Here is a 25,522-nt window from a genome sequence, read left to right on the forward strand (position 1 = left end):
TAAAATAACGTTATAAAATAATATGGCTAAAATCACCAACTGAAAAAGACAGCTTCTATCTTCTTCAGTTGAAGATTTTAAAGCAGGGAAAAGCTTATCGCTTTATCCCTGCACAATATTAAAGGTTTTCTAGATACTCATCAAGCATGTCATGCGTGAATGGAATTTCAAGATCTCCGTTAAGGATTTTCTCTTCCCATTCTTCAACTGCTGAAATAATATCATCAGTCATCGCATCTGTGTTTGTAGTTGCGATAGAAATTGCTTCTTCTTCAAGACCAAATTCAAGTAATTCACCAGCAGGGAAATTACCATCCATTGATAATTGAGAAACATCTTCTACAGCTACGTCTACACGTTTAACCATTGATGTGAATGTTACGTTGTCATCACCAATTTGTCCTTCTTCATGTTGGTCACGGTCAACACCGATTACCCAAATTTGACGATCTGGATCAGCGTTTTTAAGATCTTTTGCTTCGTTGAATACACCGTTACCAGTTCCACCAGCAGCGTGATAGATAATATCGATATCGTTATTATACATATCAGCAGCAATCATTTTACCTTTTGCAGCATCACCAAAGTGCTCTGCATACTGAACATCAATTTCGATATCAGGGTTGATTGATTTTGCACCAGCAATAAATCCTGTTTCAAATTTATTGATTAGTGGAGAATCAATTCCACCAACAAATCCTAATTTATTTGTTTCTGTTTTAAGAGCAGCAGCAACACCAACTAAGAATGAACCTTGGTGTTCTTTAAATGTAATACTTACTGTGTTATCGCCTTCTACAACATCATCAACGATTCCGAAGTATACATCTTCGTTTTGGTTAGCAGCAGTTTGGATATCTTCTTTTAATTCAAATCCAATACCGAAAACTAAATCATAGCCTTCACGTACTAGACGTGTAATGTTTGGTACATAATCTTCTGGTGCGTTAGATTGTGCATAGTCAAATCCATTACCTTTAGATAGTCCGTGTTGTTCTCCCCAAGCATTGATACCTTCCCATGCTGATTGGTTGAATGATTTATCATCAACACCGCCAATATCAGTAACCATAGCTACTGAAAAGTCAGTTCCTTCTTCTCCAGCTTCTTCACTAGTTGTATCGTCACCAGTTGTGTTGTCTGCTTCTTCGTCGTCGTTCCCGCCGCCACATGCTGCTAGTAATAGAACTAGTCCAAACATTAAAGCAAACAATAAAAATTTACGGTTCTTCATTTTCTTACCCCCTATTAAAATTAAAATCCTTTGACAAAACAATCAATAAGAAATATATCCCCTCAGTCAATCTCTCCATACTTTATTAGTTAAACACGTTTTCGTAAAACATGAAAACTAAAAGTATCAGATCGGAAATAATTAGCTGAGTAAAGTATAGCTTCATCGTCAGTAGTGTAATGCATTTGCTTTAGTAAAAGGAGCGATTGATTCGGATCACAATTTAAAATGTTAAAGATTCTATCGTGATAACTCACTGGTTCGATATATGTCACTGCATAAGCAATTTGCTTACTTGTATGCTTTTCGATTGCAGCAAAAATCGACCCCTGTTCACGTAATTCTTCAAGAGGAAATAGTCCAACAGGTACCATGTCCACACAATAGACAACTGGTGCCTCATCTGCGGTACGTACCCTTTCAATTTTAGCTAGTTCGACGAGATTAGACGAAAATCTTTCTCTGTCTTCACGAGTAGCTTGGATTATTTCGGCTGAAATATATTGTGATCCAGGCGTTTTACCAGATTGAATAATCATATCTGTAACGGTTTTCAATTCTTCAATTCCTGAAGTAACTGTTGGTGTTGGATTAACAAATGTTCCAACCCCATGCCTTCTTGTAACAATATGCTCTTCTTCGAGTGCCCGCAATGCTTCTCTAAGCGTTGCACGAGAAACACCAAGCTGCTTTGAAAGATTATATTCAGAAGGAAGTTTTTGATTTTCCGCAAAGACTCCACCTTTTATCTTACGCTTTAGTTCATCAACTACTTGTAAATAAAGCTGTCTTGAGTCTATTTTAAGCGACAAAACATCACCTCTCCCTCTACTAACCTTTAGAGATCTGACCTCTGACGTTTGACCATTTTGTCATGAATACTATACCACTAATACTTTCAGAAATAAATAGTAATGTTAAAATTATATTACATTTGTAAAGGAATTCTTATAAATATGTGAACGGTTACAAATTTTTAATGATTAATAGAAAGACTTTGCTATATTTTTGTCGGTAGATCTTGCTAAATCCTACTCATGGGTTTACTGCTCATATCTATGTATTGTTACCTAACTTCATTTTACTAATGCACTCTACACTTATACCATAAATATTAAAAAGTTATCTTTCAAAACAATCGAGTAGGTGACTAACCATTCAATGGTTAGTCACCTACTCGATGCATATTACTATCTAATATTACTCTAGTCCATGTAATGAAAGAAGCTTAGATTATCTAGATTCATCCTTCATCTATACCTAAAGCTGAAGAGACATTAACTATTAAAAAATTTTTTATAAAATATATTTTCTTTATTGTTCAGCGAGTAATTTTATTTATTAGCTGTTTACTGTTGTGAGGTTACTCCACCATCAATTACAAATTCTGAACCCGTTGAATAATTAGCATCGTCAGAAGCAAGGAATACTACCAATTTCGATACTTCTTCTACTTGAGCAAAACGGTTTAGTGGAATACCTTGTTTCATATTATCTAAATAAGTTTTACCATCTTCTGTCTTCCCGTAATCAATAACCATTGGTGTTTCTATAACTCCTGGGTGAACTGAATTAACTGTTATACCGAACTCAGCAAGATCAGCAGCTGCTGCTTTTGTCATACCTCGAACTGCGAATTTTGATGTTATATAAGGTAAGGCTTTCGGAGCTCCAGCAAGTCCTGCTACCGATGAAATATTAATAATTGAGCCAGCTTTAGTTTTCTTCATAGATGGCACAACTGCTTTCAATCCATAAAAGACGGAAGTTTGGTTGATATCAACAATCTTTTGATATCCTTCAATATCTAATTCTTCTATTGATAACGCTGGGCCAGATGTCCCTGCATTATTAATCAGTATATCAACAGGACCGAAATTTTCTTCTGCTGCTTTAACAACATGTTTCCATTCATCATAGTTCGTTACATCATGCTTGATGAACAGTGCGTTTTCTCCTAGTTCTGCCGCTAATGCCTTACCAGCTTCATCTTGAATATCAGTTAAAACAACTTTTGCCCCTTCATTTACAAATAACTTCACATGTGATGCTCCCATGCCTTGAGCAGCACCAGTAATAATTGCTACTTTCCCATCTAATTTGCCCATTTATAATCTCCCTTTCTTAAAACAACTTAATTCATATATTATTAATAAAATATACCTTAATTCAATATAATTATAAGGTCATTATTCATTTTCGTCAATTAATTTGCTTAATTAATAACATAATACTCTCACTGAAATAAACGGAAAAAAGCAGAGACTATAAAATCTCTACATTTTCCTTAGAATCAATATCTTGAACAATAAATAATATAATAGGTTTACTATTTACCAGCCAAGTAACCACCATCAACAGGTAATGATGCACCTGAAATCATTTTTGCTTGATCAGAGCATAACCAAACAACAGCATTTGCTTGATCTTCTGGCTCAGCAAGTTTGCGCATCGGAATACCACCTAAAATACTTTCTTCAAATTCTGGTCCAGGGTTTTGTTCAAATGCATTTTTCATCATTGGAGTCATTGTAGAACCTGGAGCGAGTGCATTCACTCGGATTCCTTCTGTACCATAATCCATCGCCGCATTTCTTGTGATTCCAACGACACCAAATTTTGCAGCGTTATAAGGAGCATTGTTATTGATACCTATTAAACCAGCTCCTGAAGCGGTATTTACAATTGCTCCACCACCAGTTTTCAGCATTGCATTAATTTCATGTTTCATACAATAGAATGTACTATATAAATTAATCTTCATGACTCTATCCCATGTAGAAGATTTGATCTCAGCTAATGGAGCAAACTCACCATTATATCCCGCATTATTAAATGCAAAGTCTAATTTACCGTATGTGGAAACAGTTGTATCAACTAGTGCTTTTACTTGCTCTTCATCACTTACATCACAACTGACAAACGTCGCTTCTCCACCTGCTTCACTAATCAATCTAACTGTTTCATTTCCGAACTCTTCATTAATATCTGAAACAATTACTTTAGCACCTTCTCTTGCAAAAGCGATTGCTGTTGCTTGTCCAATACCAGAACCTGCCCCTGTTACTAAACCTGCTTTGCCTTCCATTAATTTACTCATAAATTAAATCCTCCCCTAATATTGATTTCCAATCTAAATAGCCTATAACTATCACAAAATATATCGAAGTAGATAACTAGATCCTTCTCAAAATATTCCATATGGATTAATTTAAGTTTTTCATGTGTTTCAGCATTTTCATCTACCTGACGAAATGTGATCTAATAATAAGCGCTTACATTAATAGGTTAGCATTACTGGACTTTGCATTCAATATACAGGTAAAATCAAAGTGTTGAAGTTTCAACAGATGGTACTCTTTTGTTAAAAATATTAGCGTTTATATACTAAAGGGTGATTTATTTTGATGAAAACCAATCGACGAACTAGAAAAACAGAGACTACAAGAAGATTATTGAGAAACGCTTTTATCGATCTTCTATTGGAAAATAACCATGTTGAGTCAATTACAGTAAGCGAGATTGCTAGCCGAGCTGATTTTAATCGTGGAACATTTTATACCCATTACCAAGATAAATTCGATCTATTAGAAGATATTTACCTTGTTGCTGTTGAAGGAATACATCAATCCATTATCAAACCATATAAAGATATGGACAGGAAGTTGATTGATAACAATATCCCTTCCCTCAATCTAATATTTAACCATATCGAAAATTTTAAAAAGCTATATAAAGTTTTAGATTTTATTGACGGTGAACCTAATATATATCATCGTCTTGAAGATTTTTTGTGGAATTTATTCACTGAAGAAATAAAGATTGAACAAAAAAGTAATGCTACTAATACAGAGTATGAAATTCTTCTTAGCTTTCAAATTCACGCTACACTCGGTGTTATAAAATACTGGATTAAAAATGATTTTAAATATCCTGCTCATTTCATGACTGAACAATTAACATCTTTATATACAAATAATGTTTTTGCAATGAATTTTAAAAATGACCTGTAAGTATATTGATGGTCGGTAAAAGCAAAAAATTATTTCTCTTCCGTAAAATATCTTTATTTGGCCGAATTGCTTTATCGTTTATGTTAAAAAATAAAAAGAAGGACATCCATTCCTAGAAGAATGATGTCCTAATTACTCATTTTTATAGTGTTTTTTCTTTCAACTAATCCGTTTAAAAATCACATATTGTATATAGTTAATTAACCAGAAGGAAGTGATTCTTCACTTTCTGTATTAGAAATTAGAACAGTACGTGGTTTACTTCCTTCATATGGCCCAACGACTCCTCTTGCTTCCATTGCGTCGATTAGGCGAGCTGCTCTTGTATAACCGATTCTAAACCTACGTTGTAGCATGGACACACTAGCACTTTGGATCTCTAAAACTAGTTGTACTGCATCATCATAAAGTTCATCATCTACTTCTTCAAACTCTTCATTTGTATCTTCAGGTATCATTTCTTCTTGATAAGATGCTTTTTGTTGTTCAATACAATGATCGACAACGCGTTCTACTTCATCATCAGATAAAAATGCTCCTTGTACCCTGATTGGTTTTGACATACCTACTGGGAGAAATAACATGTCACCACGACCTAACAGTTTCTCCGCACCTCCACTATCAAGAATGGTTCTAGAATCTGTTTGTGAAGATACACTGAATGCAATTCGTGATGGGATATTCGCTTTTATCACACCTGTAATAACATCTACAGACGGTCTTTGCGTTGCAATAATTAAATGAATTCCTGCAGCTCTTGCCATTTGTGCAAGTCTGGTAATAGAATCTTCTACATCACTTGAAGCAACCATCATTAAGTCAGCTAGCTCATCTACTAACACAACGATAAATGGCAATTGCGGTTGCTCTTCGTCAGCAGTTTGATTATATTTTTTAACATAATCATTATAGCCTTCAATATTTCTAGTACCTGTGTCAGAAAACAGATCATATCTTCTTTCCATTTCAGCTACTACTTTCTTTAGAGCTCGTGATGCTTTCTTAGGATCTGTAACAACTGGTGCTAGCAAATGTGGTATTCCGTTATAAACATTTAACTCTACTTTTTTCGGGTCAATCATCATCATTTTCACTTCATGTGGTTTTGTGCGCATCAATAATGTCGTTATAATACCATTCACACAAACACTCTTCCCGCTCCCAGTCGCTCCGGCAATAAGTAAATGTGGCATTTTATTTAATTCCGTTACAACTGCATCTCCAGAAATATCTCTTCCTAAAGCAACGAGCAGTTTAGAGTTTTTATTGTACTTCTCATCAATAACTTCTCGTAAAGCTACCATTGCAACCTCTTTATTTGGAACCTCAATCCCAACGGCAGATTTACCAGGAATCGGTGCCTCTATTCGAATATCTTTAGCAGCTAATGCCAAAGCAATATCATCATGTAGACTTACAATCCTACTGACCTTTACCCCTGCTTCGGGATAAATTTCATATTTTGTTACAGCAGGTCCTACATTTACTTTCGTTACTTTTGCCTTTACACCAAAACTATGAAAAGTTTGCTCTAGCTTCCTGACGGTAGCTTGAACTTGTGATTTTTCATATTGCTGACTGTTCTTTTCTGGTTCCAAAAGTAAATCTAATGGAGGAAGTTTATAGTCATGATTTTCTTTTTCATTCGGTGTTAAATCAGGATCAAAAGATACATCTTCACTTGCTTCAGGTTCGGCAGGTGTCTCTATTAGTTTCTCTGATTCTTTTTCAGCTGATTGCTTGTAAGCAACTTCTGTGAAGTCACTGATTTGAATTTCATTTTCAACTTCTAATTCATTAGTTGGCGTTACTTCTATTGGTTGATCTTTCACTTTTTCTTTTCTCGTTTGCATTCTATTTTTCAGCTTTTCACGAATAGAATTAAAACCTTTCTTGACTAGTTGATAGAATTTATTCACCAATTCGCCTATCGACATTTCTGTTATAAAAATAAGTCCAATTAAAATCGAGAATACTGCTACAATCTTTGCTCCTACAAATGAGAATAAAAAGTAACAAAAAGCGAATAATACAGCACCAATCATACCACCGCCTGTATCTGCATTCGTCACTTCGCCACCAATATAAGAGATGAAATTATCCCATGTTGCAGCAATAATAGAAATGTTATCATTTGCTAGAAGTATAGGTTCATAGATTTGCACATGCGTAAATATTAAAACACCAGCAAATAATATATAAAACCCTACCATTTTTCTAGAAAAATAATTGGGATATTGACGTTTAATTAATAGAAAGATTCCAGTTACCAATAGAAAAATGGACGCTATAAAATACCAAATTCCAAAGAAGAAATGAAAGAAATATTCTAACCATCCAGGTATAGCACCATCACTAATAGCACTAGCCCCACTTCCAAATATAGCTAAAAAGATAAATAATAACCCTAATAATTCAGCTTTTAAAAAACTAGATTTCTTTGACGTTCTCCCTTTTCTATTTCTTTTCTTTTTTGCCAATCGATACACCCCAGATTCATAAAAACATTTTAAAATTCATTTAAACCCTTGCCTATTGCCTGGCAAGGGTTTAATAGATTGACTATATTATAGCATAAATCATTTACTAAAATTGGAATCGATTATGGATTTTATAGATATGTGCCAGGTCTAAATAAGTCATTCATATAATCATTTGGGTCAGTTGAAGTAATTCCGACTAATTCGTAACCAAATTTGTTTTTATCTACACAATAATATTTACCCTCATATTGAATATAGGAACGTTCTGTTTGAGCTTCATTAGCATCAAAGAATATATCTTCCACAGCAAGGGGAGTATATAAAATCATTGCAGTATTTCTCCTTCCTGTTTTTTATCTGATTGAATAATTTCATTAAGTTTTCCAAGAGCCTCTTTAATGCCACCCACTTGATCAATTAATCCACATTCAACAGCTTCCGAACCAATAACGTTTGTTCCAATATCCCTTGTTAGATTTCCTTTTGCAAACATAAAACTTTTAAATTGTTCTTCTTCAATATTCGAATGGTTAATAACGAATTGGATAACCCTCTCTTGCATTTTATCCAAATACTCAAATGTTTGTGGAACGCCTATCACTAAACCCGTCAATCGTACGGGATGAATGGTCATGGTTGCAGTTGGAACGATAAATGAATAATCCGTTGCAACTGCGATTGGAACGCCTATCGAATGGCCACCACCAAGGACAACGGAAACAGTAGGTTTGGAGAGCGATGCAATCATTTCTGATAAAGCTAGTCCTGCTTCGACATCTCCACCGATTGTATTTAACAAAATAACCAATCCTTCAATTTTTGGGTTCTGTTCTATAGCTACCAATTGTGGAAGTAAATGTTCATATTTGGTTGTTTTATTTTGTGGCGGAAGTTGCATATGTCCTTCAATTTGTCCAATGATTGTTAGTACATGTATTTTTGATTCTGGGGCTTCAGGAATTTTCGTTTGCCCTAAGGCTTGTATCTTCTCAATAATTGAATCTGCTGCTTCACCCTGCTTTTCTTTCGTCTCAAACTGCTTCTCCATAAAAACACTCCTCATTATCATTTTCTCAGCTAATGAATAGTATTAACATCTAAGAGCGAAACATGTATGGAGATGAAGTTTGTTTCGGCCAAGTCACTAGTTATAAGATAGAACAAAAAAAGCACCAACCTCACTTGAAGAGAATAATTTCTTCCAAGGAGGATGATACCGTAAATTTGTGGCGATGTTTTTCTTAAGTTTTAACTGCTTTCGTTCCACTTAGTTGAAATTCATCATGTAAGGCGTTTACTGCTAGCTTTAAATCTTTTTCATAAACTAGAACCCATATTGTTGTATGACTATCTGCAGCTTGAAGAATTTGAATGTCTTTTTTAGCTAATGCCGTTACTACCTTTGCTGCGACGCCTGGGATGCCACTCATCCCCATCCCTACTGCTGAAACTTTGGCACAATTCTCCGTAATTTCTGCATAAACATTTAGCTTATCAAATAAGAATTTTGCGCGATTTAATAAAGTTTTCGGAAGCGTGAAGATGATTTCATTTGGGGAAAGATTAATAAAGTCTATCGAAATTCCTTCTTTTGCAATTTCTTTAAATACCTTTGTTAAAGAGAAGTTTAAGTTATCTTTTCGCTTTATTTTTACTTGAGCAATCCCTGTAAGGTGAGCGATTCCAGTGATTGGCCTGTTTTCATAGGAAGGAATTTTATTAGTAGAGGTGTTAGTTAGAATAAGTGTGCCACTTTTCTTTTGATTCGTTGCTCTTATTTGTAATGGTAATTTAGCTTGCATTGCAATTTCGACAGCTTGTGGGTGGATTACTTTTGCACCTTGATAAGCTAAGTTACAAGTCTCATCATACGTACAATTTCTCAAAACTTTCGCTTCTTCAACAATTTTAGGGTCAGCGGTCATAATTCCTTCTACATCTGTAAAGATATCCGCGCGATCGGCGTTTGTAGCTGCTCCGAGAGCCGCTGCAGTAGTGTCACTCCCTCCTCGCCCAATTGTAGTAATTTCCCCGTCTAGTGTTGCTCCTTGAAATCCTGCAACAACTACCACATCATACGTTTCTAATAATTTTTTAATGCGAGTGGTATCTATATATTTAATGTTTGCATTTGTATGGTTCGTATTTGTGAGGATTCCTGCTTGACCACCTGTCAATGCAGTAACAGAAATATTGTCTTGTTTCATTTCGTTTGATAAAACAATTGCGGAAATGATTTCCCCACATGATAGAAGGAGATCGAGTTCACGATCAGATACATCGGTATCTGGGTAATTCACTAAATCTAAAAGTGAATCGGTGGCATATGGTGAAGGTGTTTTCCCCATTGCAGAGACAACAACGATTAATTTATAATCCTTCTCTAAAGCATCTAAGATATGCCTTCGTACATATTTCCTTTTCTCAGGAGTAGCTAATGAACTACCTCCATATTTTTGAACAAGTAATTTCATAACATCCCCTCAATTTTCATGACATAATAACAGCTCATTGATGTAATGAGGAAAAACCCGCTTCGGAAATATACTACGCTTTCCGCGGGCGGCTGGTGAGCCTCCTCAGTCGCAAGCGACTTGCGGGGTCTCACCGTTGCCTTCCATCCCGCTGGAGTCTTCGTATATTTCCGAAGCTCATTTTGTCCTTCTTATTTCTAAATAGATATAGTAAAATCAATGAGCTTTAACAGAACCGTTTTTTAGAATTAATGTTATTTAAAATACTAAATCCGAATAAATAATAAGATAATTACCAACAGTAGTAGTGGAATTATTAAAATTTATTCGGATCTATTAATTGTATTGTTTATTTATAGTGTATTCAGTTTCATTTATTATTTTGTTAACCAATTATTTTTCACGATTGACTCAGCAATTTGTACAGTATTTAAAGCTGCACCTTTTACTAAGTTATCAGAGACAATCCATAAATGGAATCCTTTATTATTATCTAAGTCTCTACGCACTCGGCCAACAAATACATCATCTTTATTCGCAGCAGACATTGGTGTTGGATATAATTGCTCACCAGGGGCATCCTCTAACTTAATCCCTGGAGCTTCCTCTAGCTTATTCCAAATATCTTCTACTGTGATATTTTCATTATCTACTTCGATATAAACACTTTCTGCATGTGATGTAAATATCGGAAGACGAACACATGTTGCAGCGACTGATAATTCGGGAGCACTCATGATTTTCTTGGTCTCATTAATCATTTTCATTTCTTCCAATGTATAGCCATTATCAGAAAATACGTCAATCTGTGGTAAAGCATTAAAAGCAATCGGAGCATGCTTCTTATCGCCTTTTACCGGAAGTATTTCTGCCTTCATCTCTTCATCATTTACAAATTGTTTCACTTGATTTTCTAACTCTGTAATTGCCGCATCCCCTGCACCAGAAACTGCTTGGTAAGTTGAGACAATAATTCTTGAAAGTCCAAAATTATCTTTGATTGGCTTTAAAGCTGTAACCATTTGAATCGTTGAACAGTTAGGGTTAGCAATAATTCCTTGATGATTTTGGATCGCTGCTTCATTTACTTCTGGTACGACTAAAGGAACGTCTTCTGCCATTCGGTATGCACTCGTATTATCTACCACAACTGCTCCACGTTTTACAGCTTCTGGAGCAAGTTTTCTTGAAATATCTCCTCCAGCAGAAAACAAAGCAATATCTATTCCTTCAAAGCTTTCAGGAGTAGCCTCTTCAATAATAATTTCTTTATTATTGAAATGAATGGTCTTACCCGCAGATCGCTTCGAAGCCAAAACCTTTAATTCATTTATAGGAAATGCTCTACGTTCTAAAATTTGCAATATTTTAGTTCCAACTGCTCCTGTTGCACCAATAATTGCCAGATTATAACTTGTTTTTTTAGTCATTCATTGCGACTCCCTTCTAATTCTTACAAATTGCTTTACTACAGTAAAGTGTAACATAAATCGCCTTAATAAGTAATGATTATCGGCTGAATTTGTGTTTTATTTAATGAACACTCCACTGTTTTCACTAAAGAATTCCAATTCGCTACTAGTGAATTTGGTTTTGTAAGAGGATTATCTTGGCCAAAAGGGATAAAGAAGATATTTTTAGTGTTTAATAATTTCATTAGATTAACTCCATTTAATCCTAAAGCATCGTTCGTTGTAATCCCGAGAACAACTGGCGCACTATTACGCATGGTTGATTTTGCTGCCATCAATACAGGAGTATCTGTAATAGCATTTGCCAGTTTGCTAAGTGAATTCCCTGTTAGCGGAGCGATTACCATACAATCTAATGGATTTTTAGGTCCAAATGGTTCCGCTTCAGGTATGGTTGAGATAACCTTTTTACCTGTAATTTTTTCAATCATTAAGATGTTATCACTAGCTTTCCCATGTTTTGTATCGATTCCTTGAACTGTATTTGAAACTATAGGATAAACATCTGCTCCTTCAGCTACGAGTTTCTTAAGTTCTTCAAAAACGAATAATTGTGAATGATGCGAGCCCGTGAAACCGAAGCCGATTTTTTTATTTTTAAGACTCATCAATCGAATCCCCTTTCTTCTAAAAGTTGTTGCACGACGTTCGCTAAAATCTCTCCAGCCGTTTTCGGTGCAACAATCCCTGGTAAGCTTTTAGCTAATATTGCTTTTATTCCACGTTTCTTTGCAAATGCGAAATCAGTTCCCCCAGGTTTTGATGCTAAATCAATAATGACCGTATGCGCTTGGAGTTTCTCGATTTTATTTTCATTAATAATTAATGCTGGAATGGTGTTAATTAATAAATCACATGTACCAATAGCATTCTCTAACTGAAGCAGAGGAATGGCAGTTAAGCCCATCTCTGATATTCTTGCTAAGTCATGATCACTTCTAGCGGCAACACTTACTTTTGCACCAAGTGCAGAAAACCTATTTGCAACGGTATGCCCAACTCTCCCAAATCCGGTTACGATAACATTTGAGCCGTGAATCGTATAGTCCGTGTGCTCAATTGCCATCATAATGGCTCCCTCAGCTGTGGGAATAGAATTAAAAATCGCTACATCATCTCGCGCAAGTAATGATATGAGTTCTAAATCATTATTTTTAGTTACACTTTCTAAATATTCATTAGACATTCCTGTAAATACAATGCTCGTTTTCTTAAGTTTTTTGAACCATTCGTCGTTTAGCTCAATTTCTTGATTTGAAAAGATGGCCTCTACCTTTCCAGTCTCATTCGTACCTGTAATCGGTAAAATCACGACATCTATTTCAGCTGGATCTATTTCATTTAGCTCGTATTGTTTTACACCTATAAATCCCTGCTCTAATTTATCGTAGCCAATTAGGATAATTTCTTTTTTGGGTAATTCTTTTAGTTTTCGTATTAATTCGAGATATCTAGCATCTCCACCTATAACTGCAATGAGTTGATTCATTATCGCTAATAACCTCCACTTCATATACTTCTATATAGCTTATGAAGGTTATACCTTAAAGTGCTTCCTCTTCTTTAAGAATAATAAAAAAGGCTAGTATCTATGTGGTTAGATACTAGCCTTTTACTCGTTAAAATTATTCGATTCTACAATAATCATGTCTTCGCCAATTACCTTAATATCTTTCCAACGGATAAATGTTTCCGTATCTTCCTTCTTTAATCCAAACCACTTATAGGAAGGAACGATAAAAGCTTCAATTTGACCTGTATGTTCATTTATTTCTAGATCTGTTTGGCCAAGGACTCCTAGCTTTATCCCTAAATTGACATTAATGATTTCTTTGCCACCAATTTCTTTAAAACGCATCTGTAATCCCTCCTTGCCTTTATACAATATATGCAAGGGGGATAAACAAATAACACACTTCTATAATTAATTAATTTCTGGAGCAACCAAAGCTTTAGATGGCTCTTCTTTAAAAATATAATCAATTACTTTTTGAATCGATTCAGGTGAAACAGCATCGATTTCTGTAATCATTTCATCAAGTGAGCGGTGTCGTTTTAATAATAATTCATTTCGACCGTTTCGGCTCATCCTGCTATTCGTACTTTCAAGACTCAAGACAAGATTACCTTTTAGCTGCTCTTTACTATTGTGTAATTCTTTAGCTGTTAATGCATTCTTAGCTAAATGATCCACAGTTGAGTAAATGGTATCTGATAATTGCTGTAGTTGGTCTTTACCAGTTCCAGCATAAATGGTTAATAATCCGTTGTCTAGATAAGATGTGTGATATGAAAACACGCTATATGCCAATCCTTGTTTTTCTCTTATTTCTTGAAACAGTCTTGAACTCATACTTCCACCGAGTACATTGTTTAATACAATAAGACTGTAGGTTTCCGAATGGTTAATAGGTAAACCTTGATAACCTAAACAGAAATGTGCTTGTTCTGTATCTTTTTTATGGTTAATTGTTTTTGCTATAAACAATGGTTTATCTGTAACTTTATCTACTTTGTTGCCTTCTAATTGACTAAAATTAGCTTCAATTGATTTTACAAAAGTTTCATCTATATTTCCTGCTACAGAAATTACAATATTATCTGGTGTGTAACGCTCTTTCATATAGTCGTCTAATGCTTCCTTTGTAAATGTCTCAAGCTGCTTTTCGGTACCAATTATAGGGTAACCTAACGGATGATCACTGAATGAAGCTTTTGCCAATAAATCATGGACAAGATCATCTGGTGTATCCTCATACATCTTGATCTCTTCATAGACTACTTTCTTTTCACGTTCCATCTCTGCTTCATCAAACACAGAGTTAAAGAACATATCTGTAAGAATCTCTAATGCCATGTCTTTATGTGTGTCCAATACTTTGGCATAAAAACAAGTATATTCTTTTGAAGTAAACGCATTTATTTGACCACCAATGGAATCAAAAGCCTCTGCTATATCCTGAGCGCTTCTTGTTTTTGTTCCTTTAAAAAACATATGTTCCAAAAAGTGAGAAATTCCGTTATTTTCTATCTTTTCGTTTCTTGAACCAGTTAAAATCCAGATTCCGATTGTAACTGAACGAACTGTGGGGATCTCCTCCATGACAATTCTAAGTCCATTCTTACCTGTATGTTTATATATCATTGTACTCCCCCAATATGACTGAATTTATCTGTCTTCATCTAATAGACGATCTATGCGACCAAGTCTATAGTTCTTTCCTAAGTGTCCAATCAACTCATCTAGGCCATCAGCAATGACTTGTGTTGGATGCATCAAGATAATTGCTCCTGGATGAACAGACTGAGTCACACGGTTTATCATAACAGAAACAGAGGGATTCTTCCAATCAATAGTGTCGACTGTCCAAAGAATTGTTTGCATGTTTAAGCCATGAGCAATTTCTACTACATCATCTGTAAAACTACCACTCGGAGGTGCGAAATAATAAATGTCCTCTCCAATAATGGCCGAAATCACTTCATTTGTTTTAGAAATTTCATCTTGAATTTCCGCTCTGTTCATTCTAGCCATATCAGGATGGCTATATGCATGATTTCCTATGAGATGATTCTCGTCATGAATCATTTTAACGATATCGGGATTTTCACGAGCCCATTTACCCTCTATAAAAAAACTTGCTTTTATTTTATTCTTTTTTAATGTTTCTAGTATTTTTGGAATGTATTCTGTTCCCCAAGAGACATTAATACCAAATGCCACCATATCTTTTTCCGGATGACCTCGATAGATTGGTGCAGCTGGTAAATCTTCTAACGATATTTTAGGAGGAACCTTTTGATAGACGAGAAGTTTTTCATCAAACGCTCCTTCGTCTTTCATTTTTTGATAAGATTTCTCAACATTTATCTTCTTGCCATTTCTTCCAGGCGTTTTTTTCCAAACACGATCAATATATGCATCTTGTGGTTCTTCTATATATGCATCTTCCTTCGCTAGGTTTTTTAACTTTTGATAAATTGGATCTGAAGTTTTCCCTACTTCTACTTCCTGAAAAGTTGACGTGTATACAAATGGATTATGCTGGTTAGTAAAACTAGCAAACAGAATAATTATAAATAAAAAGGTATTCACATATTTTTTGTAGGAATGCATCTTATCCCCTCCCTAACATCAATTTATGCATGGAAGGGACAAGGTATGCTTTCATAATACTAGAAGAACTTTCTAAGGTAAGATGTGATTAACTAATTTAGAGCATAAAAAAAGAAACTGAGATATGTTCAGTTTCTTTTTGATATGGTGTATGAAAATATAAAATTTCCATATTGTGTATATTATAAGTGGAATAGCCACGTCTAGCTCCAGCGCCCAACGACTATCAAACTTCGCACTCCTCCAATCGATAAAGAAGACTTGCCGATTGCTTTAGCAGAGGCTTAGTCGCACTTATACCCTTGTGGTGAAAGTCAACATCGGCTCGTACCTCGCCGTGTTTCCTTTATCTCATTCCGAAGTGCTCCAGTTTGTACGTCGCTGAACGGGCGCTTGCGCCTTTGTTCCTAATTATTTGCTTGTTCTTTTCTTTCTTTTTCTTCAAGTAGTACTGCTTTTCTTGATAAATTCACTCTACCTTGATGATCAACTTCTTTAACTTTAACAAGAATCTCATCACCAATAGCTACAGCATCTTCTACTTTATTTGTTCGTTCAATTTGTAGTTCAGAAATATGGACTAAGCCATCTTTTCCTTTAAATAACTCTACAAAAGCACCGAACTTTTCAATACGCTTCACCGTACCTAAGTACATTTGACCGACTTCTACTTCACGAACTAGATCTTCAATAATCTTCTTCGCTTTGTCGTTCATCGCACTATCAGTAGAGGAAATAAATACACTTCCGTCTTGTTCAATATCGATTTTAACACCTGTTTCATCGATAATTTGATTAATTTGTTTTCCACTTGGCCCGATTACGTCACGAATCTTGTTCGGATTAATTGTCATTGTTAAGATTTTCGGAGCAAATGGTGATAACTCTTCATTTGGTTTGTTTATTGTAGCTAGCATCGATTCAAGAATTTCTAGGCGGCCAGTTCTAGCTTGTGCCATTGCTTCTTCTAAAATCTCTTTGGATAAACCTTCAATCTTGATATCCATTTGAAGAGCAGTAATTCCTTTTTCTGTACCAGCGACTTTAAAGTCCATATCTCCAAGTGCATCTTCCATTCCCTGAATATCTGTAAGAACCGTATAATCATCACCAGATTTAACTAAGCCCATTGCAATACCTGCTACAGGAGCTTTAATTGGAACACCTGCATCCATCATAGCTAATGTACTTGCACAAATACTTGCTTGTGAAGAAGAACCATTAGATTCCAATACTTCTGATACCACACGAATCGTGTAAGGGAAATCCTTTTCAGAAGGAATTACTTTTTCTAATGCACGTTCTCCAAGAGCACCGTGTCCAATCTCTCTTCTTCCAGGTCCACGCATTGGTCCAGTTTCACCAACACTATACTGAGGGAAGTTATAATGATGCATAAAACGCTTCGTCTCTTCTAAGTCTAGTCCGTCTAAAATCTGAACATCGCCTAAAGCACCTAATGTACAAACACTTAAAACCTGTGTTTGACCGCGGGTAAATAATCCAGAACCATGTGTACGTGGTAGTACTTTAACACGACTAGATAATGGTCTTACTTCTTCTGGGCTTCTACCATCAGGACGAATTTTTTCTTTCGTGATAAGGCGTCTTACTTCTTCTTTCACCATATCTTCTAATATATTTTTTACTTCTTTTCTTACATCTGCTTCAGTTTCTTCATCATATTTCTCTAATTCTTCAGATTTCACTAATGCGATTGCATCTTCTCTTTCATGCTTTTCTTTCACTTGAATCGCAGCAACTAATTTCTCTTTTACAGCTTGTTCCGTTTTTTGAACGAGTTCTTCATTATGTTCAAACAGGGTAACTTCTGTTTTTTCAATATTCAATTGCGAGATGATTTCTTCTTGGAATGCAACTAAACGTTTAACTTCCTCATGTCCGAACATGATAGCTTCTAACATCACGTCTTCAGTAACTTCATTCGCTTCAGCTTCAACCATGTTTACAGCGTCTTTTGTTCCAGCTACTGTTAGTGCGATATCACTTGCTTCTTGCTCTTCAATTGTTGGATTAATGATAAACTCTCCATTAACTCGTCCAACATGCACACCTGCAATTGGTTCTTTAAAAGGAATATTAGATGTACATAATGCAATAGAAGAACCGATCATTGCTGCTATATCTGAAGCACAGTCTTGATCCACACTCATAACCGTACTAATTACTTGCACTTCGTTACGATATCCTTCTGGGAATAATGGGCGAATTGGGCGATCAATCAGGCGAGATGTAAGAATTGCTTTCTCACTTGGTCTTCCTTCGCGTTTAATAAAACCTCCTGGGATTTTACCAACTGCATAAAGACGTTCCTCGTAGTTTACTGTAAGGGGAAAGAATGGTAAATCTTTGGGCTCTTTTGAACCAGTTGCAACTGCTAGAACTGCTGTATCTCCATAATGAATCAATGCAGACCCACCAGCTTGTTTTGCTACTTCTCCTATTTCGACTTTAAAAGTAGAACCAGCAATTTCAGTAGTAAATGTTTGTTTTCCTTCAGCCATGTTGAATAGTGCTCCTTTCAATACAAGTTCCAATTTAAATTAAGGGATGGAAATAAACTTATCTCCATTTTTTCTATATTAACTAATTATAGAATATACGATTGAACCATTAGAATCAAACGACAACCAATAAATAACCCTTATGTATATAAAGCTCATCGTAAATTTATAAATTTTAAAGAGAGAATTTAGTTAATTCATTAATAAAAAAAGCAGGATTTCTCCTGCTTTTCCTAAATTATCGGCGTAAACCGAGTTTTTGAATTAAATCACGGTAACGAATAACGTCTTTATTACGTAAGTAGTTTAGTAAATTACGACGTTTACCAACCATTTTGAATAATCCACGACGTGAGTGGTGATCTTTCTTATGAACACGTAGGTGTTCGTTTAAAAGATTAATATCTTCTGTAAGTACAGCAATTTGTACCTCAGGAGACCCAGTATCAGTTTCGTGAACTTTGTATTCGTTGATAAGTTCATTCTTACGTTCTTGTGTAATAGCCATTGTAGGCCCACCTCCATTAATATTGTTTATAACACCTATCTCCTAGCAAACGTCGGAGTTACGATTTGCCAAGCGATGGTTTATCTTTATTATTATAGCTCTCTTTCACTTGAAAATCAACTGTTTAAGAAGTAGTTTCTGATATTTTTCTCATCTTCCTCTAGCTGAGCAATTAAATCTTCAATGGAATGATATGTTTCTTCATCACGTATAAATGAATGCCACTCAATCTGTAGTTCTTCTCCGTAGAGATTATTATTGTAATCAAAAATATTAACTTCTACTGATAAATTGCCTTCGTCTTCTTTGAATGTTGGGTTTGTACCAATACTGGCCATCCCTTCGTATACTTCATTTTTGTAGATAACTCTTACCGCATATACTCCAATTTTAGGTAGCAGAGCTTCTTCATTAATATCAAGATTTGCAGTGGGAAAGCCAAGATCAGCACCACGTTTTGCACCATGAATTACTGTTCCGGTATACTTTAGTTTTCTTCCAAGTAGATTATTTACTTCTTCAATAGCTCCCTCTTGGAGTAACTCCCTAATTCGAGTGGAACTAATTTTTTCTTGATCAAGGGTTACTTTATCAATGACTGTATAGTCAAATCTTCCTTGTGTAAACTCGTCAAGGTTTTCCATATTCCCTTTGCCTTTATGGCCATAACTATAATCAAAACCAGCGACTAAATGCTTTATATTTAGCCCAACAATAAAGTGGTCAATAAATGCTTGCGGAGAGAGTTTTGACAACTCCTCATTAAATTCAATGATATATAGTCGGTCGACTTCTAGTTTCTGTAGAATTTCTTCTTTTTCACGCATTGGTGTTATGTATTTTACATGCATTTTATCTTTTCTCAATACGACAGATGGGTGTGGATGAAAAGTAATGACAGCACTTTCCATGTTTTTTTCTTTTGCTTTTTCTACTGCCGCACGAATAACTTCTAGATGTCCTTGATGAACGCCATCAAAGAATCCAATGGCACTCACTGTTTCTGGTATTTCATCCACTAATAGCCTATGTGGATAACTCAATCTAAACGTTCTCATAAAAGTTCACCTGCTTTTTCTTTAGACACTGAAAAAGTTAAATGTTGTAATTAGAATAAACCCGCTTCGGAAATATACTCTTTTAATTTGATATTAGATGAAATCTCAACATAAAACTTTAACACAGCCTTACTAAAAACCGTTAAATACTCGTAATGCTTTGATTTGATTTGGATTATCTGAGTGGAGCTGGTAAATTGCTAATAGCTCTTCTTCAAACATCATAACATATGGTGATGTTTCTGGGAGTTGTTCTGGTGTTGATAGCTTCTGCCCAAATAAAATCTTTTTCTTTGTTTCTTCATCAACTTGAATAATTGGTAAATGGTCTAATCCAGTGATTAACGGCATTAACAGATCAAGTTCTTCCTGATTTTCTACCGCTTCTTCAATCATTTCAAAGGTTATTGCATGTTCTTTTTGGAAAGATCCTGTCTGGGTTCTTTCTAAATAAGACATATGTGCAGGATAACCTAATTTTTTTCCGATGTCGACTGATAATGTTCTAATATAGGTCCCCTTCGAACAGACCACTTTAAATCTAATCGTATGATTTATCGGATCACTACCTAACTTTTCTAGTTCAAAGATTTGGACTTGCCGTGTAGGACGCTCCACTGTTTCGTTTGCACGTGCGTATTCATAAAGCTTACGTCCGTTAACTTTTACAGCAGAATACATTGGTGGTATTTGTGTAATTTCACCTAAAAAGCTTTCCAAGCAATGATCAATTTCTGATTCACTTGGAAAGTTGGTAACAATAGCTTCTTCCACAATTTCACCATAGCTATCTTCTGTTTCTGTTGTTGCACCGAGTTTTACTTCTGCTATATAGGTCTTTTTTGTATCTGTTAGATAAGGAACTACCTTTGTTGCCTGTCCAATACAGATTGGCAAAACCCCTTCAACTTCAGGATCTAGCGTACCTGTATGGCCAACTTTTTTTGTTTTGTAAAGTCTTCTTATTTTCATGACACAGTCATGTGAGGTCATGCCTCGTGGCTTCCATAGTGGTAATATTCCATCCATGCCATAAACCTCCATGCTACATTCAAATTTTGTATTCTTCACGGAAAAAATCTGACTCACAACTTGCGGAGTCAGATTATATTTACTTATTTAAGTCTCTTAAAATAGATTCAATTCGATTACCATACTCATATGCTTCATCGAATTCAAAAGTGATCTCAGGTGTTTTACGTAGTCGAATTCGCTTACCAATTTCTGAACGTATAAAACCTTTTGCTTTAGAAAGTCCAAGAAGTGTATCTTGCTTCTCTTCCTCTGTTCCTAAAACAGAGATATAGACAGTAGCTTGTTGGAGGTCACCAGTTACTTCCACATCCGTAACAGTAACAAACCCAACTCTCGGGTCTTTAATTTTTGTCGTGAGAATGTCGCCTAACTCTTTTTTCATTTGCTCAGCAACACGATTTGCACGTAATTCTGCCATATTAACTTCACCTCGTAAGCAAAATTTCTATTATAGTTCTTCGATGTTCGTAATTGTGCGTTCTAGTTCTGTAAACGAATCAACAATCTGCAGCGTGCGCTGGATTACCTTTTCGGCATGAACACCACTAGATGAAACTGTTACAATTCCAATCTTCGTTCGTTGCCATAAATCCTGGAAATCCAGCTCAGCCACTGCAACATTATGATCATTTGTCAGTTTAGAAAATAATCTCTTTAAGATAGAACGCTTTGCTTTAAGTGACGTCCCTTCGTAAAAGAAACACTCGACTTCAGCATATAATATCATTTGCGTTCAATTTCTACCATTTTAAATGCTTCAACAATATCTCCTTCTTTGATATCGTTAAAGTTTGCAATTGTAATTCCACACTCATAGTTCTGTGCTACTTCGCGGACATCGTCCTTGAAGCGGCGTAATGCATCGATTTCACCTTCGTAAAGAACAACTCCATCACGGATGACACGTACTCCTGCGTCTCTCGTAATTTTACCGTCTGTTACATAGCTACCAGCGATTGTACCAATCTTAGATACTTTGAAGATTTCACGCACTTCTGCCTGTCCAATAACTTTCTCCTCGAACTCAGGATCAAGTAAACCTTTCATAGCAGATTCGATTTCTTCAATTGCATTATAGATTACACGGTGCAGGCGAACATCTACTTGTTCATTTGCTGCTGCATTTTTAGCGTTGATATCAGGTCTAACATTAAACCCAATTACGATCGCATTTGAAGCAGATGCTAAAATAATATCAGACTCTGTAATTGCTCCTACACCAGTATGAATGATTTTAATTTTTACGCCTTCAACTTCAATTTTTTGGAGAGAAGATGAAAGTGCTTCTGCTGAACCTTGAACATCCGCTTTGATGATAATATTTAAATCTTTTATATCACCAAGCTTAATTTGTTCAAATAAATCATCTAAGCTAATCTTCGTTTGTGATCCACGATTTTCAGTAATATATTTTTGCTGACGCGCTTCACCGATTTGTCTCGCTTTTTTCTCATCAGAGAATACTAGGAATTGATCGCCTGCTTGAGGTACATCACTTAATCCGGTAATTTCTATTGGAGTTGATGGTCCAGCTTCATCTACCTTTGTACCAATGTCGCTTAGCATTGCGCGTACTCTTCCATAAGTATTCCCAACTACTATGGATTCACCCACACGAAGTGTTCCATTTTGCACAAGTAGCGTTGCAACGGAACCTCTTCCTTTGTCTAATTGAGCATCAATAACTGTTCCAGATGCGTTAGCATTAGGATTTGCTTTTAATTCTTCAACTTCAGCTACTAATAGAACCATTTCGAGTAATTCATCAATTCCTTCGTGTTTTATAGCCGAAATATTAACGAATATAGTATCTCCACCCCATGCTTCAGGGATAATTTCATATTCCGTCAACTCTTGCATTACACGGTCAGGATTAGCAGTTTCTTTGTCCATTTTGTTAACCGCAATAATAATTGGAACTTCAGCTGCTTTAGCGTGGTTGATTGCTTCAACCGTTTGTGGCATAACGCCATCATCAGCTGCAACAACTAAAATTGCGATATCCGTCACTTCTGCACCACGAGAACGCATGCTTGTAAATGCTGCGTGACCAGGTGTATCTAAGAAAGTGATTTTCTTTCCGCTAACATCGACTTGGTATGCACCGATATGCTGTGTGATCCCACCAGCTTCTCCTGCGGTAACCTTTGTTTCACGAATAGAATCAAGTGTCGTTGTTTTACCGTGGTCAACGTGTCCCATAATTGTAACAACTGCAGGTCTTTCCACAAGATTTTCTGGTTTTTCTTCTATTTTATATTTGTCGAAATCAGTGTCGTCGAGAACTATTTCTTTCTCAACTGCAACACCGTATTCACTACAAATCATTTCAACAGTATCATCATCTAAGTCTTGGTTTTTCGTTGCCATGACTCCTGAAAACATTAACTTCTTAATGATTTCAGATTCCTTTTTATTAAGCTTACTAGCTAAGCTACTTACAGTTAATGTTGAGCTATACGTGATTTTTTCAGGTGTTAAATCAACTACTGGACGTTTAACCTGTTGTTGATTTCTACCTCTGTGATTTCTTTTTCTGTTTTGATTACGGTTTTTATTCTGGTGAGTCCTGTTTTGCTGTGCTTTCCCTGTCATTTGTTGACTCCCTTTTTTATCCTTGTTCTGAGGTGTAGTTGTACTGTTTTCTACTTTTTTCTCAGGTTGTTTCTTTTCTACTTTCTTTTCTACTTTCTTTTCTACTACTTTTTCTTCTTTCTTTTGGACAAATTTCTCATCTAAAATTTTAACAACATTTTCATTAACAGTCGACATGTGATTTGCAACCTCAATGTCTTTATCTTTTAGAAAATTAATTACATCCTTACTTGTTAAATTGTTCTTCTTTGCATATTCATATACACGCATTTTAGTCATACGTCCACCCCCAAATATAATTACCCAAGCAGCGATTTAAACTTCTTCGCAAATCCCGCATCTAGAATTGCTATAGCAACTCTTTCTGACTTTCCAATAGCATTTGCCAAAGTTTCCCGATCTTCATCCACGATAATACACGGCACATTATAATAATTTGATTTATCCGTAAGTCTCTTTTTCGTTTGATAGCCTATATCATTTGCTAAGAGTACTAATTTTGCTTTGTTACTACGAATATCTCGAAGAATTGCATCTTCTCCTAGCGAACATTTACCTGCGCGGTACGCAAGCCCTAGTAAATTCAAATAATTATTTTTCATTCTTTTGACCAACTTGTGCTCTTAATTCTTCGTAGATGGAAGCATCTATTATTGTATTAAGCTGTTTGTTTAGTATTTGAGTTTCCTCTGCCTGGTCTACAACTTCTATACTTCTAGTTAAATATGCTCCGCGACCGTTCTTCTTTCCTGTGGCGTCAACAAATACTTCGCCTTCTTTGTTACGCACGATTCGAATTAATTCCTTTTTCGGTTTCATTTCACCTGTTATAACACATTTTCTTTCAGGAACTTTACGATTTATTGCCATCTCTTATCCTCCTATTCGAACAAATCATCATCTTTCGTTGAATAAGAACTTTCTTCATTTAATACTTCTACACTCTCATTTAAAATACCTTGTTCTTTTGCTTCTGTTTCACTTTTAATATCGATTTTCCAACCAGTAAGCTTCGCAGCAAGTCTCGCGTTCTGCCCTCGTTTTCCAATTGCTAGTGAAAGCTGATAATCAGGAACAATTACTGTTGTCGCCTTTTCTTCTTCATTCACAATTACATCGATAACTTTGGATGGACTTAATGCATTAGATACATAGACAACAGGATCTTCTGCCCATTCTACGATATCAATTTTTTCACCCTTAAGTTCATCAACGATTGCTTGTACACGTTGACCTCTTTGACCAACACATGAGCCTACAGCATCAATTTCTGGGTTTTCAGCGAATACGGAGATTTTTGAACGATCTCCAGCTTCTCTAGCTACTGATTTTATCTCAACAACGCCATCATAAATCTCAGGTACTTCCATTTCAAATAATCTTTTCAGTAATCCTGGATGTGAGCGTGAAATATAAATCTGTGGTCCTTTGCTTGTGTTTTCCACTTTCGTAACATAAACCTTCAAGCGATCATGTACATGATATTCTTCCGTCGGCATTTGTTCCGCTTCCGCAAGTTTCGCTTCAATCTTACCAAGGTTAACATACACAAATCGTGGATCTTTACGCTGAATAATTCCTGTCATTACATCGTCTTCACGATCAACATATTCAGAAAAAATAACACCACGTTCTGCTTCTCTTACACGTTGAGTTACTACTTGTTTTGCTGCCTGAGCTGCAATTCTACCGAAGTTCTTAGGCGTCACTTCAACTTCTATAATATCGTCAACTTCGTAATTTGGATCTGTAAGTCTTGCTTCTTCCAAAGAAATCTCTTCTTGGTCGTCTTCAAGTTCTTCAACTACTGTCTTTCTTGAGTATACTTTCATTGTGCCTGATTCTTCGTTTAGTTCTACACGGACGTTCGTAGCTGACTTAAAGTTTTTCTTATACGCCGAAATTAACGCTGCTTCAAGTGCCTCCATTAAAACTTCTTTATCAATACCTTTTTCTTCAACTAATAAATCAATCGCATCAAACAGCTGATTGCTCACTTGTCATTGTC

At 35.7% G+C, this 25,522-nt stretch carries 25 protein-coding genes; 1 reads left to right on the plus strand and 24 read right to left on the minus strand.

Annotated features, from left to right (window positions below; translation table 11 throughout):
* Positions 1 to 118 precede the first annotated feature (118 nt).
* From ACXYMZ_RS04760 to ACXYMZ_RS04775, 4 genes are all read right to left on the minus strand, one after another.
* Positions 119 to 1,234: a BMP family lipoprotein gene (locus ACXYMZ_RS04760; protein ID WP_458947213.1), complete on the minus strand. Its 1,116-nt coding sequence runs from the start codon at positions 1,232 to 1,234 to the stop codon at positions 119 to 121.
* An 89-nt stretch (positions 1,235 to 1,323) separates the two neighbouring features.
* The gene (locus tag ACXYMZ_RS04765) at positions 1,324 to 2,046 is read right to left on the minus strand and encodes a GntR family transcriptional regulator (protein ID WP_458947214.1); all 723 of its coding nucleotides are present in this window, start codon (positions 2,044 to 2,046) and stop codon (positions 1,324 to 1,326) included.
* A 537-nt stretch (positions 2,047 to 2,583) separates the two neighbouring features.
* A complete protein-coding gene (locus ACXYMZ_RS04770; RefSeq protein ID WP_458947215.1) occupies positions 2,584 to 3,342 on the minus strand; it encodes a glucose 1-dehydrogenase in 759 nt (252 codons plus the stop codon).
* A gap of 221 nt (positions 3,343 to 3,563) precedes the next feature.
* Positions 3,564 to 4,334, minus strand: coding sequence for an SDR family NAD(P)-dependent oxidoreductase (locus tag ACXYMZ_RS04775; protein WP_458947216.1), 771 nt, complete (start codon positions 4,332 to 4,334; stop codon positions 3,564 to 3,566).
* Between the two features lie 307 nt (positions 4,335 to 4,641).
* Here ACXYMZ_RS04775 and ACXYMZ_RS04780 point away from each other — a divergent pair, with 307 nt between their 5' ends.
* Positions 4,642 to 5,247, plus strand: a complete 606-nt coding sequence (locus ACXYMZ_RS04780) for a TetR/AcrR family transcriptional regulator (RefSeq protein WP_458947217.1) — start codon at positions 4,642 to 4,644, stop codon at positions 5,245 to 5,247.
* A 200-nt stretch (positions 5,248 to 5,447) separates the two neighbouring features.
* Here ACXYMZ_RS04780 and ACXYMZ_RS04785 read toward each other — a convergent pair whose 3' ends face one another.
* The 20 genes from ACXYMZ_RS04785 to nusA all read right to left on the minus strand — a co-directional run bounded on the left by ACXYMZ_RS04785 (position 5,448) and on the right by nusA (position 25,511).
* A complete protein-coding gene (locus ACXYMZ_RS04785) occupies positions 5,448 to 7,727 on the minus strand; it encodes an FtsK/SpoIIIE family DNA translocase (protein ID WP_458947218.1) in 2,280 nt (759 codons plus the stop codon).
* 131 nt (positions 7,728 to 7,858) lie between these two features.
* Positions 7,859 to 8,059: a YlzJ-like family protein gene (locus ACXYMZ_RS04790; RefSeq protein ID WP_458947219.1), complete on the minus strand. Its 201-nt coding sequence runs from the start codon at positions 8,057 to 8,059 to the stop codon at positions 7,859 to 7,861.
* Positions 8,056 to 8,778, minus strand: coding sequence for a ClpP family protease (locus ACXYMZ_RS04795; RefSeq protein WP_458947220.1), 723 nt, complete (start codon positions 8,776 to 8,778; stop codon positions 8,056 to 8,058). Before ACXYMZ_RS04795 ends, ACXYMZ_RS04790 begins: the two co-directional genes overlap by 4 nt.
* Positions 8,779 to 8,971: 193 nt before the next feature.
* Positions 8,972 to 10,204, minus strand: a complete 1,233-nt coding sequence (dapG, locus tag ACXYMZ_RS04800) for an aspartate kinase (RefSeq protein ID WP_458947221.1) — start codon at positions 10,202 to 10,204, stop codon at positions 8,972 to 8,974.
* Between the two features lie 377 nt (positions 10,205 to 10,581).
* Complete coding sequence (locus tag ACXYMZ_RS04805) at positions 10,582 to 11,634, minus strand: aspartate-semialdehyde dehydrogenase (protein WP_458947222.1); 1,053 nt, start codon at positions 11,632 to 11,634, stop codon at positions 10,582 to 10,584.
* 65 nt (positions 11,635 to 11,699) lie between these two features.
* Positions 11,700 to 12,284 carry a dipicolinate synthase subunit B gene (locus tag ACXYMZ_RS04810; protein ID WP_458947223.1) on the minus strand — a complete coding sequence of 195 codons (585 nt, stop codon included), beginning with the start codon at positions 12,282 to 12,284 and terminating at the stop codon, positions 11,700 to 11,702.
* Entirely contained in the window at positions 12,284 to 13,165 is an 882-nt protein-coding gene (dpaA, locus tag ACXYMZ_RS04815; protein ID WP_458947224.1) for a dipicolinic acid synthetase subunit A, read from the minus strand. Before dpaA ends, ACXYMZ_RS04810 begins: the two co-directional genes overlap by 1 nt.
* A 123-nt stretch (positions 13,166 to 13,288) precedes the next feature.
* Positions 13,289 to 13,534: a YlmC/YmxH family sporulation protein gene (locus tag ACXYMZ_RS04820; RefSeq protein ID WP_458947225.1), complete on the minus strand. Its 246-nt coding sequence runs from the start codon at positions 13,532 to 13,534 to the stop codon at positions 13,289 to 13,291.
* Positions 13,535 to 13,600: 66 nt separating this feature from the next.
* Positions 13,601 to 14,821: a M16 family metallopeptidase gene (locus tag ACXYMZ_RS04825; protein ID WP_458947226.1), complete on the minus strand. Its 1,221-nt coding sequence runs from the start codon at positions 14,819 to 14,821 to the stop codon at positions 13,601 to 13,603.
* Positions 14,822 to 14,845: 24 nt separating this feature from the next.
* Positions 14,846 to 15,793, minus strand: a complete 948-nt coding sequence (locus tag ACXYMZ_RS04830; RefSeq protein ID WP_458947227.1) for a polysaccharide deacetylase family protein — start codon at positions 15,791 to 15,793, stop codon at positions 14,846 to 14,848.
* 407 nt (positions 15,794 to 16,200) lie between these two features.
* Complete coding sequence (locus ACXYMZ_RS04835; RefSeq protein ID WP_458947228.1) at positions 16,201 to 18,318, minus strand: polyribonucleotide nucleotidyltransferase; 2,118 nt, start codon at positions 18,316 to 18,318, stop codon at positions 16,201 to 16,203.
* Between the two features lie 238 nt (positions 18,319 to 18,556).
* Positions 18,557 to 18,826: a 30S ribosomal protein S15 gene (gene rpsO / locus ACXYMZ_RS04840; RefSeq protein ID WP_458947229.1), complete on the minus strand. Its 270-nt coding sequence runs from the start codon at positions 18,824 to 18,826 to the stop codon at positions 18,557 to 18,559.
* Between the two features lie 116 nt (positions 18,827 to 18,942).
* Complete coding sequence (locus ACXYMZ_RS04845; RefSeq protein ID WP_458947230.1) at positions 18,943 to 19,884, minus strand: bifunctional riboflavin kinase/FAD synthetase; 942 nt, start codon at positions 19,882 to 19,884, stop codon at positions 18,943 to 18,945.
* Between the two features lie 132 nt (positions 19,885 to 20,016).
* Positions 20,017 to 20,913 (minus strand): tRNA pseudouridine(55) synthase TruB, encoded by an 897-nt coding sequence (gene truB / locus ACXYMZ_RS04850; RefSeq protein WP_458947231.1) that lies wholly within the window; start codon positions 20,911 to 20,913, stop codon positions 20,017 to 20,019.
* Positions 20,914 to 20,995: 82 nt separating this feature from the next.
* Entirely contained in the window at positions 20,996 to 21,337 is a 342-nt protein-coding gene (rbfA, locus tag ACXYMZ_RS04855; protein ID WP_458947232.1) for a 30S ribosome-binding factor RbfA, read from the minus strand.
* A 30-nt stretch (positions 21,338 to 21,367) separates the two neighbouring features.
* Positions 21,368 to 21,646 carry a DUF503 domain-containing protein gene (locus tag ACXYMZ_RS04860; protein WP_458947233.1) on the minus strand — a complete coding sequence of 93 codons (279 nt, stop codon included), beginning with the start codon at positions 21,644 to 21,646 and terminating at the stop codon, positions 21,368 to 21,370.
* Positions 21,643 to 23,793 carry a translation initiation factor IF-2 gene (infB, locus tag ACXYMZ_RS04865; RefSeq protein ID WP_458947234.1) on the minus strand — a complete coding sequence of 717 codons (2,151 nt, stop codon included), beginning with the start codon at positions 23,791 to 23,793 and terminating at the stop codon, positions 21,643 to 21,645. Before infB ends, ACXYMZ_RS04860 begins: the two co-directional genes overlap by 4 nt.
* A 20-nt stretch (positions 23,794 to 23,813) precedes the next feature.
* Positions 23,814 to 24,116, minus strand: a complete 303-nt coding sequence (locus tag ACXYMZ_RS04870; protein ID WP_458947235.1) for a L7Ae/L30e/S12e/Gadd45 family ribosomal protein — start codon at positions 24,114 to 24,116, stop codon at positions 23,814 to 23,816.
* Positions 24,106 to 24,384 (minus strand): RNase P modulator RnpM, encoded by a 279-nt coding sequence (rnpM, locus tag ACXYMZ_RS04875; protein ID WP_458947236.1) that lies wholly within the window; start codon positions 24,382 to 24,384, stop codon positions 24,106 to 24,108. Before rnpM ends, ACXYMZ_RS04870 begins: the two co-directional genes overlap by 11 nt.
* 11 nt (positions 24,385 to 24,395) lie before the next feature.
* Complete coding sequence (gene nusA / locus ACXYMZ_RS04880) at positions 24,396 to 25,511, minus strand: transcription termination factor NusA (protein ID WP_458947237.1); 1,116 nt, start codon at positions 25,509 to 25,511, stop codon at positions 24,396 to 24,398.
* Positions 25,512 to 25,522 lie beyond the last annotated feature (11 nt).

This window comes from Oceanobacillus sp. CAU 1775 (genome assembly GCF_054482815.1).

Bases quoted from the DNA above. Each gene is read 5' to 3' on its own strand.
- ACXYMZ_RS04760 (WP_458947213.1), bottom strand. From the start codon at position 1,234: ATGAAGAACCGTAAATTTTTATTGTTTGCTTTAATGTTTGGACTAGTT.
- ACXYMZ_RS04770 (WP_458947215.1), bottom strand. From the start codon at position 3,342: ATGGGCAAATTAGATGGGAAAGTAGCAATTATTACTGGTGCTGCTCAA.
- ACXYMZ_RS04775 (WP_458947216.1), bottom strand. From the start codon at position 4,334: ATGAGTAAATTAATGGAAGGCAAAGCAGGTTTAGTAACAGGGGCAGGT.
- ACXYMZ_RS04780 (WP_458947217.1), top strand. From the start codon at position 4,642: ATGAAAACCAATCGACGAACTAGAAAAACAGAGACTACAAGAAGATTA.
- ACXYMZ_RS04790 (WP_458947219.1), bottom strand. From the start codon at position 8,059: ATGATTTTATATACTCCCCTTGCTGTGGAAGATATATTCTTTGATGCT.
- ACXYMZ_RS04795 (WP_458947220.1), bottom strand. From the start codon at position 8,778: ATGGAGAAGCAGTTTGAGACGAAAGAAAAGCAGGGTGAAGCAGCAGAT.
- dapG (WP_458947221.1), bottom strand. From the start codon at position 10,204: ATGAAATTACTTGTTCAAAAATATGGAGGTAGTTCATTAGCTACTCCT.
- ACXYMZ_RS04805 (WP_458947222.1), bottom strand. From the start codon at position 11,634: ATGACTAAAAAAACAAGTTATAATCTGGCAATTATTGGTGCAACAGGA.
- ACXYMZ_RS04810 (WP_458947223.1), bottom strand. From the start codon at position 12,284: ATGAGTCTTAAAAATAAAAAAATCGGCTTCGGTTTCACGGGCTCGCAT.
- dpaA (WP_458947224.1), bottom strand. From the start codon at position 13,165: ATGAATCAACTCATTGCAGTTATAGGTGGAGATGCTAGATATCTCGAA.
- ACXYMZ_RS04820 (WP_458947225.1), bottom strand. From the start codon at position 13,534: ATGCGTTTTAAAGAAATTGGTGGCAAAGAAATCATTAATGTCAATTTA.
- ACXYMZ_RS04825 (WP_458947226.1), bottom strand. From the start codon at position 14,821: ATGATATATAAACATACAGGTAAGAATGGACTTAGAATTGTCATGGAG.
- ACXYMZ_RS04830 (WP_458947227.1), bottom strand. From the start codon at position 15,793: ATGCATTCCTACAAAAAATATGTGAATACCTTTTTATTTATAATTATT.
- ACXYMZ_RS04835 (WP_458947228.1), bottom strand. From the start codon at position 18,318: ATGGCTGAAGGAAAACAAACATTTACTACTGAAATTGCTGGTTCTACT.
- rpsO (WP_458947229.1), bottom strand. From the start codon at position 18,826: ATGGCTATTACACAAGAACGTAAGAATGAACTTATCAACGAATACAAA.
- ACXYMZ_RS04845 (WP_458947230.1), bottom strand. From the start codon at position 19,884: ATGAGAACGTTTAGATTGAGTTATCCACATAGGCTATTAGTGGATGAA.
- truB (WP_458947231.1), bottom strand. From the start codon at position 20,913: ATGGATGGAATATTACCACTATGGAAGCCACGAGGCATGACCTCACAT.
- rbfA (WP_458947232.1), bottom strand. From the start codon at position 21,337: ATGGCAGAATTACGTGCAAATCGTGTTGCTGAGCAAATGAAAAAAGAG.
- ACXYMZ_RS04860 (WP_458947233.1), bottom strand. From the start codon at position 21,646: ATGATATTATATGCTGAAGTCGAGTGTTTCTTTTACGAAGGGACGTCA.
- infB (WP_458947234.1), bottom strand. From the start codon at position 23,793: ATGACTAAAATGCGTGTATATGAATATGCAAAGAAGAACAATTTAACA.
- ACXYMZ_RS04870 (WP_458947235.1), bottom strand. From the start codon at position 24,116: ATGAAAAATAATTATTTGAATTTACTAGGGCTTGCGTACCGCGCAGGT.
- rnpM (WP_458947236.1), bottom strand. From the start codon at position 24,384: ATGGCAATAAATCGTAAAGTTCCTGAAAGAAAATGTGTTATAACAGGT.